The organism is Escherichia sp. WS2035, from assembly GCF_046487065.1.
Classification (GTDB): domain Bacteria; phylum Pseudomonadota; class Gammaproteobacteria; order Enterobacterales; family Enterobacteriaceae; genus Escherichia; species Escherichia coli.
Window position 1 is genome coordinate 254,698 of the sequence record NZ_JBJQKD010000007.1, and the last position, 12,297, is coordinate 266,994.

General features: G+C 47.1%; 13 protein-coding genes and 1 pseudogene. All 14 read left to right on the plus strand.

The features are described from left to right. Positions 1–1,407: a DUF4055 domain-containing protein gene (locus ACJHX4_RS14320; RefSeq protein WP_000763705.1), complete on the plus strand. Its 1,407-nt coding sequence runs from the start codon at positions 1–3 to the stop codon at positions 1,405–1,407. Next, positions 1,391–2,503 (plus strand): phage minor head protein, encoded by a 1,113-nt coding sequence (locus tag ACJHX4_RS14325; RefSeq protein ID WP_124831069.1) that lies wholly within the window; start codon positions 1,391–1,393, stop codon positions 2,501–2,503. The genes ACJHX4_RS14320 and ACJHX4_RS14325 overlap by 17 nt, the downstream gene beginning before the upstream one ends. 104 nt (positions 2,504–2,607) lie before the next feature. Next, positions 2,608–3,372 (plus strand): annotated as a pseudogene (locus ACJHX4_RS14330) (DUF6651 domain-containing protein). Between the two features lie 98 nt (positions 3,373–3,470). Next, the gene (locus ACJHX4_RS14335) at positions 3,471–4,610 is read left to right on the plus strand and encodes a P22 phage major capsid protein family protein (protein WP_000918489.1); all 1,140 of its coding nucleotides are present in this window, start codon (positions 3,471–3,473) and stop codon (positions 4,608–4,610) included. Positions 4,611–4,652: 42 nt separating this feature from the next. Next, on the plus strand, positions 4,653–4,877 hold the full coding sequence (locus ACJHX4_RS14340; protein ID WP_000908083.1) for a hypothetical protein: 225 nt from the start codon (positions 4,653–4,655) through the stop codon (positions 4,875–4,877). 3 nt (positions 4,878–4,880) lie between these two features. Continuing rightward, positions 4,881–5,276: a hypothetical protein gene (locus tag ACJHX4_RS14345; protein WP_000634207.1), complete on the plus strand. Its 396-nt coding sequence runs from the start codon at positions 4,881–4,883 to the stop codon at positions 5,274–5,276. Further along, positions 5,276–5,659: a hypothetical protein gene (locus tag ACJHX4_RS14350; RefSeq protein ID WP_024187589.1), complete on the plus strand. Its 384-nt coding sequence runs from the start codon at positions 5,276–5,278 to the stop codon at positions 5,657–5,659. Before ACJHX4_RS14345 ends, ACJHX4_RS14350 begins: the two co-directional genes overlap by 1 nt. Then, entirely contained in the window at positions 5,660–6,040 is a 381-nt protein-coding gene (locus tag ACJHX4_RS14355) for a hypothetical protein (RefSeq protein WP_001029818.1), read from the plus strand. Continuing rightward, positions 6,037–6,429, plus strand: a complete 393-nt coding sequence (locus tag ACJHX4_RS14360) for a phage tail terminator-like protein (protein WP_000144682.1) — start codon at positions 6,037–6,039, stop codon at positions 6,427–6,429. Before ACJHX4_RS14355 ends, ACJHX4_RS14360 begins: the two co-directional genes overlap by 4 nt. Before the next feature lie 26 nt (positions 6,430–6,455). Then, positions 6,456–7,418 carry a phage tail tube protein gene (locus ACJHX4_RS14365; RefSeq protein ID WP_000094291.1) on the plus strand — a complete coding sequence of 321 codons (963 nt, stop codon included), beginning with the start codon at positions 6,456–6,458 and terminating at the stop codon, positions 7,416–7,418. Between the two features lie 150 nt (positions 7,419–7,568). Continuing rightward, on the plus strand, positions 7,569–7,928 hold the full coding sequence (gene ydaY, locus ACJHX4_RS14370; RefSeq protein WP_122984268.1) for a protein YdaY: 360 nt from the start codon (positions 7,569–7,571) through the stop codon (positions 7,926–7,928). 471 nt (positions 7,929–8,399) lie between these two features. Continuing rightward, complete coding sequence (locus ACJHX4_RS14375) at positions 8,400–11,633, plus strand: phage tail tape measure protein (RefSeq protein ID WP_000840612.1); 3,234 nt, start codon at positions 8,400–8,402, stop codon at positions 11,631–11,633. Next, positions 11,626–11,964 (plus strand): phage tail protein, encoded by a 339-nt coding sequence (locus ACJHX4_RS14380; RefSeq protein WP_000024053.1) that lies wholly within the window; start codon positions 11,626–11,628, stop codon positions 11,962–11,964. Before ACJHX4_RS14375 ends, ACJHX4_RS14380 begins: the two co-directional genes overlap by 8 nt. Beyond that, positions 11,964–12,297, plus strand: a 334-nt coding sequence (locus ACJHX4_RS14385) for a phage minor tail protein L (protein ID WP_410239914.1), incomplete at its 3' end; no start/stop codon positions are given. The genes ACJHX4_RS14380 and ACJHX4_RS14385, both read left to right, overlap by 1 nt.

Below are 12,297 nucleotides of genomic sequence, written 5' to 3' on the forward strand. Positions count from 1 at the left end.
ATGGCTGATATATCAACACCCAACCTCGACTATAACGATATGCTGGAGGCGTGGGATATTAACGACGCATTGATGGGCGGTACGCTTGAAATGCGCAGGCAGGGGGAAAATTATCTCCCCAAATGGCCTAATGAAGATGAAGACGCTTATAAAAAACGCCTGTCTGTGGCTACGCTACTTCCTGTGTATGAAGAAAGCATCAAACAAAATATTGGGCGCATATTTGCAGAGCCGACAGTATTGAGTGAGGAAACGCCGGAAAAAATCAGGGAATATGCAGAAAATATCGACATGGAGGGGAGCCGACTGGATGTGTGGGCGCAGCAATTTTTCAGTCTCGCATTTCAGTATGGTGTGGCACATGCGCTGGTGGACTATCCACGAACGGATATGAAAGAGATTCGGACAAAAGCCGATGAAAACGCGGCCGGTGGTCGCCCGTACGTTACGATGCTGAATCCACGCCAGGTTATTGGATGGAAATCGAAAGTTGAAAAAGGGAAAGTTGTTCTCACTGATTTGCGTATAAAAGAGGTCATCATTATTGATGGTGATGATTTCGGGCAGAAGAAGGTGGAGCAGATCCGCCATATTATGCCCCGTCGAGTTGAAATTTATCGACGCAGCGAAGGTACTAATGGCGAATCTGTCTGGACGCTTCATGAGTCATGGAATACCAGCCGTGATGATATTCCTCTGGTAACACTGTATACGAAGAAAACAGGGTTTATGCGTGGTACACCGCCATTGCTTAATCTTGGCTTGCTGAATATCAAGCACTGGCAAAGCCAGAGCGAGCAGGACAATATTCTTCATGTTGCCCGCGTTCCATTGCTGGTGGCCTACGGGCTGGACAGGAATGAAGAACTGACGGTTGGTGCATCCACCGCTACGATTTTTGAGGACAGAACAAAAAATGGCCTCGAATATGTTGAACATAGTGGCGCAGCGATAGAATCTGGCGAAACATCACTTGAGAAGCTGGAAAATCAGATGCGTCATGCCGGCGCTAAACTTCTGCGGGCTGAAAATACATCCACCAAATCTGTTGATCAGACTAATGAAGAGCGGATGCAGGAACACTCGCCGCTTTATACAATGGCGAACTCCCTCGAAGATGCCCTCGATAATATTCTCCAGATAATGGCGGAATGGAGCGGAGAGAGTTGCGGTGGCAATGTGGATGTGCGCACTGAACTGGATGTATCTGCCCAGGTGTTTGACTCATCCTCCGCGCTGGCTGTTCAGTCATTGCGTCAGGGCGGTGATATACGTCAGATTGATGCGGTTCGGGTGTTGCAGGCGTTGAAATTTATCGATCAGGATTCCCGTCCAGAGGAAGTGATCGATGAATTAAAAAATCAGAGTGTAATGCTGATGGAAATCAATGATGCAAACCGTGAATGAACGGCTGCGTGATGAATCAATTGTTCATGCAGTCTGGATATCCCGCTATAGCACTGGTGTGGCTGCCAGAATGGTGAAAATACTGAATGACAGCGATGCGGAGCTTACAGCTCGCCTGCTGGTAGCACTGGACAGCCTCGATCCTGGTAGTTTTACCGTTACGCGCCTGGAGTCACTTCTGGCGAGTGTCAGAGAGGTTAACCGCGCTGCTATTAACAGTATGTTTACCAGTCTCTCCGGAGAGCTGAACGAGCTGGCAATTTATGAGGCTGGTTATCAGTTAAGTCTGTTTGATTCTCTGCTACCTGATTTTGTTGCTGATGTTCACCCTCTGGTTGGTATCTCTTCTGATGCACTTTACGCCGCTGCAATGGCGCGACCATTCCAGGGACGACTGCTCAGTGAGTGGGCCTCAGATCTTGAGGCGGATCGGCTCAGACGCATAACAAATACGGTGCGTCAGGGTTTTTTGCTGGGGGATACCAATGAGCAGATCGCAAGAAAAATTCGGGGACATGTCAGTAAGGGATTTCAGGATGGTGCATTGCAGATGAGCCGGGCTAATGCGGCCAGCATTGCAAAAACAGCGGTTGGACATCTTGCTGCTACTGCTCGTGAGAGTTTTGCACGCGCGAATAATGATTTGATTAAGGGTAAGCAATGGTTATCAACGCTTGATAATCGTACTACGCCACAATGTCGAATCAGGGATCGCCTCAAATATACGCTGGATAATAAACCTGTAGGTCACAGCGTGCCTTATTTGCAGGGGCCGGGAAAAATTCATTTCTGCTGCCGCTCAACGGAAACGTTCATTCTGAAATCAGCGAAGGAACTGGGTATTGATGTTCGTGATATTTCCCCGGCTGAGCGGGCCAGCATGGATGGCGTGGTGGCCGGAGATACAACCTACAGGGAATGGTTTTTGCGTCAGCCTTACACCAGACAAAAACAGATTGTGGGGGAAACCCGGGCAAAGCTGATTCGGGATGGTGGTATGTCGCCAGATGAATTTTACACCGATAAAGGCGAATGGCTGACGCTGAAGCAACTCCGTGAGCGTGATGCACAGGTATTCAGAAAAGCAGGGATTTAAATAAATCATTTATTACAACAGGCTACCTTCGGGTGGCCTTTTTTATTGCTGCGATCCGGATGGTGAGCAGCGTAACCGTCAGAAGACTTAAACCAGGTACTAATATGAAACTGAAAACGGTCGAGATTAACGGAAAACAATACGCAGAAATTGATACTGCTGGCCTGCCAGTCTATGTGCACGACGATGGTAAAGAAATCGGCTTCGATGCACCGCTGGCGACAAAAAAAATTACAGAGCTTAATGGCGAGGCAAAAAATCATCGCCTGGCTAAAGAAGCTGCAGAGGAAAAACTGGCTAAGTTTGCCGCTATCGAAGACCCGAAGAAGGCGATTGAGGCACTGGAAATGCTGTCAAAAATCGACCAGAAAAAGCTGATCGATGCGGGATAGGTTGACCAGGTTAAGGCAGAAATTACGAAAAATTTTCAGCAGCAATTAGATGAAGAAAAGCAACGCTCTCAGATGCTGGAGAAGCAGCTTTACGATTCTATGATTGGCGGTAGTTTTGCGGGTTCAAAATATATTGCCGATAAAATTGCGATCCCGGCAGATTTATTACAAGCCCGCTTCGGACAGGCATTCAAAGTGGAAGAAGGGAAGATCGTTGCTTATGACGCTTCCGGCAACAAAATTTATTCCCGCGCGAAGCCAGGAGAACTGGCGCAGTTTGATGAGGCGCTGGAGTTCCTCGTCGAAAATTACCCTCAGAAAGACTACATCCTGAAAGCCAGTGGCAACAATGGCGGCGGTTCCCGTCCGACACAGCATGATATTGGTCAGAAAACGATGAAACGCTCTGCTTTTGATGCACTGGATGTTGCAGGTAAGCAAAACGCACTGAAAGACGGTATCACAATCGTTGATTAATACATTTGCCAGCTTCCGGATGGGAGTTGGTGTCAGGGCTGGATAGCTCACTACTCAATCCATTCACAATTACGCAAATTTTTAAGGAATATTTAATTATGGCTGGAAATACCCTGACCGGGTTGATCCCGACTATTTACACCGCCCTGGATGTTGTATCCCGTGAGCAGGTAGGTTTTATCCCTGCGGTAGCAAAAAACGCAAAAGCTGACGCCGCAGCAAAAGATCAGACGGTAACCGCGCCAGTTGCGCCTGAGGCGAAAACCGAAGATATCGTACCGGGGCCGTCAGCTCCGAATACCGGTGATCAAAATATTGGCACTGTTGATGTAAAAATTACTAAATCCAAAATGGCGCCGGTTAAATGGAATGGTGAAGAACAACTGGCTCTTGGCCCTTCAGGGACTTACAACACCATTCTGGCTGATCAGTTCAAGCAGGCTTTTCGCGCCCTTGCAAACGAGGTTGAGGCTGATCTTGGTGTGTTGTATTTCGGTGCTTCCCGCGCCGTGGGAACCGCAGGGACAACGCCGTTTGGTGTTAAAGATGATCTTTCTGATGCTGCTCTGGCTCGTCAGGTTCTGGAGGATAACGGCGCACCGACAACAGATCTGCAGATGGTGCTTGGTTCCACTGCCATTGCTAATTTGCGCGGAAAACAGTCTGTATTGTTTAAAGTGAATGAATCCGGCACTGAACAGCTACTGCGTGAGGGCGTGTTGGGGCGTCTGGAGGGATTCAATATTCACAGTTCGGCAGGTGTAAAACGAGCGCCAAAGGTTGCTGCAACTGGTTATCTCGTGAATGGCGAGAAAAAAGAAGGCGATGTTCTTATTTCCATTGATACTGGTTCGGGGAGTATTTCTGCAGGTCAGATTGTTACGTTCGCTGGCGATCCTAATCAGTATGTTGTGGCAGCAGCGACCAGCAATCTGATTACTCTTGCAGCACCGGGACTGCGTCAGGATCTGGCCGATGATACTGCAATCACAGTTGTTGGCTCCTTTACTGCAAATATGGCGTTTGATCGCAACGCGTTTCTGCTGGCATCCCGTACTCCGGCAATGCCGGAAGGTGGCGATAATGCTGATGATGTAATGAATGTTACGGACCCGATTTCAGGGATTACGTTCCAGATTGCACTGTATCGTCAGTATCGCCAGGTGCGCTATGAAGTTGGACTGGCATGGGGTGTTTCGTCAGTGAAACCGGCACATGGTTGTCTGATTCTTGGTTAAACATCCAAACGGGGCTTCGGCCCCATTTTTAATGGAGGGTATATGGCCGGATTAACTAAAGAGCAAAGAGCACAGCGTGAAGCCGCGCAAAAAAATGCAGTGGTGGAGCAAAATGTGGAGCAAATTCAGGAGCCACAAAAAACGCAAATTGAGTTAGTGGTTATGGTGACCGATTATCAGATGTTTCCCGGCGCACCAACTATCGCTAATGTTCATCCTGATGAAGTTGACAACTGGAAGGCTCTGGGCTGGAAAACTCAGGAGTAACACATGATCACTTACGTGACCTGTGATGACGTTGATAATGCGTTTGGGAACGCCTGGACGAGTGAGAACGCTAAAAATAAAGCTGTTTTAATGGCTAATGCCTGGCTTAATGGCTTCGGCCTGAAAATTAACCCATCCCGTATTCCGGAAGAGGTAAAACTTGCGGGAGCATATGCAGCCAGAATTGCCTCTGTCGGTAAGTTGTTTCAGCAGAAAAATGATTCTGGCGTTGTTATCAGTAAAGCCGTGTCGGCTGACGGGGTCAGTGTATCGAAATCATTTGCTGAATTGCCAGCAAACAGCACTGCATTGCTTGAACCCGATTTACAGCTTGCGATAGCACTGCTGAAACCGTACGGACTTAGTCGCTCACAAGTCAGGGTTGTGAGGGGGGGATGATGGGGCTTCGTGAAGAGATTCAGTCAGAGGTTGCCGCTGCTTTTGATGAGGATTTAGCAGACGCCGTGAGTGATTTTTCTGGTTCTTACGTTGCGCACCGGAACTGGAATCCAGTGACGGAAACTGGCGGCGAATCCACAGCAACCTATACCGGGCGAGGCGTGTTGACGCGTTATAAGCTGGGCAGAATTGATGGGATTAATATTTTGCATGGTGACCTTAAATTAACAGCTCTGGTATGCGAGGTTACGGATAAACCCGCTGTCGGCCATATTATTGAGATTTATGATCCTGTATCAAGGCAGTTGCAACGATACGAGGTAATTACAGCGAGTGTAGATCCTTCCGCATCAGTTTACTCAATCCAGTTAAGGAGAGCGTAAATGGCAAAGGCATGGGATATCGAACCGTCAATATTTGCCGGGATGATTGAGGAAGATGTGGGGCTGAAAATTCGCTACATCGCTATTCAGATTCTTACTGCTATCGATATTGCTGCTCCGGTTGATACCGGGCGTTTCAGAAATAACAACATGGTGTCGTTACAGCATCCCGATTTTGGTATATCTGATAACGTGGATCCGAACGGTACGATTGCGGTTCAGCGTGGGATCGGGGTTATTTCGAAAGCTGCAAATTACGGAATTATTTATATCCAGAATAACCTTCCTTATGCAGAGGCTCTTGAAAACGGTCATTCACAACAAGCGCCAACTGGCGTGTATGCCAACGCTTTTCATGGTGTTTTACAGGCTTACAAATGACGTTTACTGAAATCAGAAATACGGTCATTTCCAGAATGACGGCACAGACGGTTATTAATGGAAAAGACGTATTGTATCCGAACGGGCCAACGTTCGATCCTTCCGGTAAGTTAATCTGGGCGCGGTTAAGTAATATTCCCGGGCAGGCTGGAGTTAATGAAATTGGTGCGGGGCCGGTTGTTTATCGCACGGGAATAATCATTATTCAGTTATTTGTCCCCGCAGGTTCTGGTTCAAAACTCATTACTGAGACAGCCGATAAATTGCGGGAACTGTTTGAGTTTCAGGATGACGACCGTCTCAGTTACCAGGCTGTTTCCTCAATAACCGTTGGCGAAAAGAATGGCTGGTTCCAGCTTAATCTTCAAATTCCATATCGCGCGCTCTAGCGCAATTAATGACATAGGAGGCTCCTGTGAGTTCAGGTGCAAAGGTTATCTCGGCATTTATCCGGGAGACAGTTGCAGGCACCACACCAGCAAGTGGTGACTGGAGTTTATTAAAACGCACAAGCTGGGGAGTAAAACCCACCCAGAATAAAGGCGAAAATAATGAGATTGGTGGCTCCCGGATGGCTCAGGGGGCGACGCCTGGCACTGTGGATGTTGGCGGTGATGTTGGTACCAAATTTCGCTGGGGTCAACATGATGATTTTCTTGCATCCTGTTTCGGCGCGGAATGGTCAGGTGATTCTCTGACAATGGGGAATGAGCGAATAACATTTTCTCTGGCGACCTATGCGTCCGATGTCGGAATTGCCTCTGTTGTCAGAGGAGCGCAGGTTGGCTCATGGAAAATGCAGATCCCTAACGACGGCGATATTACGGCGACCGTAACCTTTGCCGGGCTGGACTGGGAATCAAAGGCCGATGATACGAATTTTATCAAAGGCGAACCTGTGGATAGTGCAGGAAAGCTACGTTATTCGTTTAAGGAGGTTTCAGCAGTAAGCCTGAATGGTGTTGCCGGAGGTAACGGTTTTTGTATCGACAGTTTTGATATTCAGTTCGATAACAAACTCCAGACACAGCGTTGTATCGGGACTGGCTCGCCTTATGCAGGAGCAAATATTCCGACTACTTTTACACCGTCCGGTACGGTGACGCTTTCATGGTCTAAAGCCGCGTGGGAAATCTGGAGTAAAACACTGACTGGAGAAACAGTTCCGTTCAGCTTCACGCTTTCGAATGGAGAGGGGGCATACACTTTCAGTTTCCCGAAGGTTCAGATGTCAGGTGAATGGCCTGATGGGGGTAATACCGACATTATCCAGGTTCAATTGAGCATTACCGCAGCAGATGAAGCACCTACGATAACCAGAAAAAAAGCCTCCCCGGCTGCCGTGATCGCAAAAGCCAGTGCTGAGGCGATTAGTTGATTTTCCGTTATTCCCCCTGTGGTACTGCACTACAGGGGGGCGCATTGAATGAGGTTATGGATGTTTATTCTTAATCAGAAAATTATCATCGGTGGTGAACGCTGGTTTACCCCAATGAAGGACTTAAAACCTGTAGACGGGTTAAAACTGTTGGTGGCAAGCAGCGATAACGATCAGTATCGCTCCCGTAATGCATTAATCCGTCGCCACATTGAGAAAATGGATGCCAGTTTGCACGTCGGAACGAAGGAGTTTGATATTGCAAAGGTTTCCGAGGTGGATTCTGTTGATGATTTACTCATTGATAATGCTGCTCGTTATCTGCTGAAAGACTGGAAAGGGGTTGGTGAACTGGTTGATGGTGTTGAGGTTGCACTGGAATATACGCCAGAACGAGGGATCGCGCTGCTTAAGCAGAATCCGGAGTTGTACTGGCAGATCCTTGCAGAAGCAGCCAGCATCGCCCAGGGTAAAGAGCAGCAGAAGCAGGATACGATAAAAAAGCCATAGCCGCCCAGCGGTGGTTATCGGAGTTCGGGGGAGAAAAGGGTGAAAAGGCAAGATGGAAGCGAGAAAAACTCAGGTTGCCACCGATACCGGAACCAGAAATAGACCCGGTGCTTAAGGAATTGTTGTACGCCTATTCGGTAATATCCCGTGCCCGACGTTATGCTGGAATGACTGGGGTGCCTTTGCCTTTATCTCTGACAGAGATAAATGAATATTTAGCCACTCATCCGGTATTGATTGAGCGCGATGAATTTGAAGCAGTGATCTTTGCACTGGATGACCAGTATTTTCAGGAGCAGTGTGTGTAGTTGTTAATTACGTACACTCTGTTACAGAGATGTGATGGTGTCTTTAATTAAATCGATGATGCTCCTGGAGAAAAGCATTGCGTGGCCTCGTAATCGCTATATCTACTATTATGTCGCCTGAAACCCACTTCGGTGGGTTTTTTGTTGTCAGGAGTTTTAATGAATGGCAGAGCAAACCTCGCGTCTCGCAATAATTATTGATAGCACTGGAGCGAAAAATAATGCTGACAATCTGGCCTCCTCATTAGTCAAAATGACGCAGGCTGGGGAAACTGCTGCAAATAGCGCAGGGAAAGTGACTAAGGCAACAGAAGATGAGAAGAACGCGCTCGCAAAATTAAAAGCAGCTATTGATCCAGTTGGTGCCGCAATTGATACTGTCGGTCGACGCTATTCTGAATTAAAGAAATTTTTCGATAAAGGGCTTATTGATAAAGAAGAATATGAATTTCTTGTCCGTAAACTTAATGAAACCACAGAGGAATTGAGCGGGGTTGCGCAAGCGCAGAGAGAAGCCGAGAAGGCCGGAAAACTTGCTGCCGCCCAGCAGGAAGCGCAGGCTCAGGTCTTTCAAAGAATGCTGGACAAGATCGACCCTCTGGCTGCGGCGCTAAGAAATCTTGAACAACAGCAGGATGAACTTAATGCTGCGTTTGCATCCGGGAAAATAAATGGTTCTCAGTTTGAGAATTATAGCCGAAAAATACAGGAAACACGGCGAGAGCTTACCGGAGAGGCTCAGGCAGAGCGAGAAGCAGCAAAAGCACATGATGAACAGGTTGCTGCTTTGCAACGTCTGATTGCTCAACTTGATCCTGTCGGAACTGCTTTTAATCGTCTGGTAGAACAACAGAAACAGCTCAATGAAGCAAAAGCTAAGGGGATGCTTTCTCCTGAAATGTATGAGGAGCTTTCTGGAAAACTTCGTGCTATGCGGAGTGAGCTTGAGGTTACTCAATCGCAATTAAGCAAAACCGGAATGTCGGCAAAACAAACGGCTTTTGCTATGCGCATGTTGCCTGCACAAATGACGGATATTGTTGTTGGGTTGTCCACTGGTCAGTCGCCATTTATGGTGTTAATGCAGCAGGGCGGCCAGCTAAAAGATATGTTCGGTGGGATTGGCCCGGCGATCAAAGGTGTAGGTTCTTATGTGCTGGGATTAATTAATCCTTTTACCCTGGCCGCAGCAGCCGTTGGCGTCTTAGGGCTGGCTTACTATAAAGGCTCTCAGGAGCAGGACGAATTTAATAAATCTCTTATTCTTACCGGAAATCAGTTGGGGACAACCAGCGGGCAATTGGCCGATATAGCTCAACGTGCCGGGAATGCGGCTGATTCGACAACTGGCGCTGCGGCGGCAGTATTAAACCAGCTTGTGCGTTCGGGAAAGGTAGCGAGCAGTTCGCTGGAGCAAGTGACGACAGCGATAGTAAAAACGAGCGAAGTAACAGGAATATCAACCGAACAACTGGTTAATGACTTCAATGAAATTGCAAAGGATCCTGTCAGTGCTATATCAAAACTTAATGATCAGTACCATTTTCTGACACTTGCGACTTATAACCAGATTAAGGCGCTACAGGATGAAGGGAACCAGCAGGAGGCCGCCCGCATTGCGACAGAAGCATACTCATCCTCAATGATCCAGCGCACCAACCAGATTAAAGAAAATCTTGGTTATCTTGAGACTGCATGGAAAGCTGTCGCAGACTCCGCAAAATGGGCATGGGATTCCATGCTGGATATTGGCCGTGAGGCCTCCCTTGATCAAAAAATCTCAGATGTTCTCCGTCAAATTGATGAAATAGAAAAAAATACCCGACCCGGAGTTTTCGGGTTAGGTGGCATTGGAGATGGCGGAGCTCAAAATAAAAAGCTGGCACGATTAAAGCAGCAATTGGGCGTACTTCAAGCAGAAAAAATTGCTCAGGACGTACTAAATTCATCAATAAACGATTACAACAAGCGACAACAGGAAGGAATTGAACTCAGACAGAGAGCAGATGCTTTTTCAAAACAATATCAGACCCGGGAGCAGCAGAGAGCTAGTGAACTTGCAAAACTGGAAAAGCTAAAGAATCAGTATTCAAAGGAAGAATATAATAATCTTATCGCTCAAATAAATGAGCGTTATAAAGATCCAAAGCAACCAAAGGCGAAAGGTTATTCGGATGATGCTGCCCAACGAATGATTGATCATCTGAATCAACAGAATGCGTTACTAAGTTCACAAGCTGAATTGACCGTTAAATTAAGTTCCTCTGAACAGGAACTGGTTAAGTGGCGTCAGCAGATTGCCGACCTGGAGTCACGACCGTCATCGAAATTAACCCAGGATCAGAAATCGCTTCTCTTACACCGGGAAGAAATAACCGCGTTGATGGAGAAAAATGTTGCGATTGAAAAAAATAACAGGCTAATCAAAGAATCCGCCGAAATAGCCGCATGGCGTGATTCATTGCAGGCTTCGATTGATAATCGTCAGCAGGGGTATGATATTCAGATTGCTGGTTATGGGGTTGGCGATAAAAATCAGCAACGCCAGCAGGAATTACTGCGGATTGAACGTGAATATAACAATCAGCGTCTGCAACTTGAACGTGACTATGCAGATAAATCCCGTGGAATGTCAAATCATGTTTTTCAGGAGAAAATGCAGGCTCTGAATGATGCTCTGGAGCGAGAAAAAGAAATTGTCAGCCAGAAAAACGAGCAGCTCGATATTCAGGCAGGAGACTGGATTAGTGGTGCCTCCCAGGGATTCAATAACTGGCTGGATGACACTAAGGATATCGGTGCGCAAATAAAATCAACCACGACTCAGATGTTTGATGGGATGACCGATGCGCTAGGTGATTTTGTCACGACAGGCAAGGCAAATTTTCGTTCTTTCGCTACTTCCGTGATTTCAGATCTTAGCCGAATTGCATTAAAGGCTTCAATTACTGGGATTTTCGACAGCATTAGTAACAGTTCTTCTGGGGGTATTTTAGGAACTATCGGGAGTGCTATTAGTAAATTTATTCCGAATGCAAAGGGCGGTGTTTATGAGTCTCCGTCATTGAGTACATATTCGAACGGTATTTATGACTCCCCGCAATTTTTTGCTTTTGCAAAAGGAGCTGGTGTTTTTGGTGAGGCTGGACCGGAAGCTATTATGCCATTAACGCGAACTTCCGATGGTTCTCTTGGTGTCAGAGCTATTAATAGTAAAAGTGGTAATGGAGGCAGAGATATTACTTATGCCCCTGTATACCAAATCACTATTCAAAATGACGGCCAGAATGGAGAGATTGGTCCTCAGGCAATAAAAGCACTTATGGGGATGGTTGATCAGCGGGTGCAGGGCGCTCTGTTAAATATGCGACGTGATGGAGGAATGTTAAGTGGCTAATACGGAAGAATTTTACTGGTTACCAGAGGATGGAATGAAAACAGAAAATAAGCCATCGATAAAAACTGTAAGATTTGGCGATGGTTATGAACAACGAAGCCCAAACGGACTTAATCATTCTCTGCGTGTTTTTACCTGTGATTTCAGGGTTGAGGCGAATGAACGTAATTCATTTGAACTGTTTCTGGCTCGGCATGGAGGCTATAAATCTTTTTTTTGGCGCCCGCCGGGTATTAACAGAAAAATCAGAGTGGTGTGTCGAACGTGGTCAGCGACAGAACATATCACCTATACCGATTTTTCGTGTCAGTTTGACGAAGTGGTGATCTGATGCAGGACATACGACAGGAAACACATCATGAGACGACACGCCTTACTCAGTCAGCCCAGGTGGTGCTCTGGGAAATCGATCTGACAGAGGTCGGTGGTGAACGTTATTTTTTCTGTAATGAGCAGAACGAAAAAGGTGAGCCGGTCACCTGGCAGGGGCGGCAGTATCAGGTATACCCTATTCAGGGGACGGGATTTGAACTGAACGGTAAGGGTAGTGCTACCCGTCCGACACTGACGGTCTCTAACCTGCACGGCATGGTCACCGGGATGGCGGAAGACCTGCAGAGTCTGGTCGGCGGAACGGTGGTCAGGCGTAAGGTTTACGCCCGTT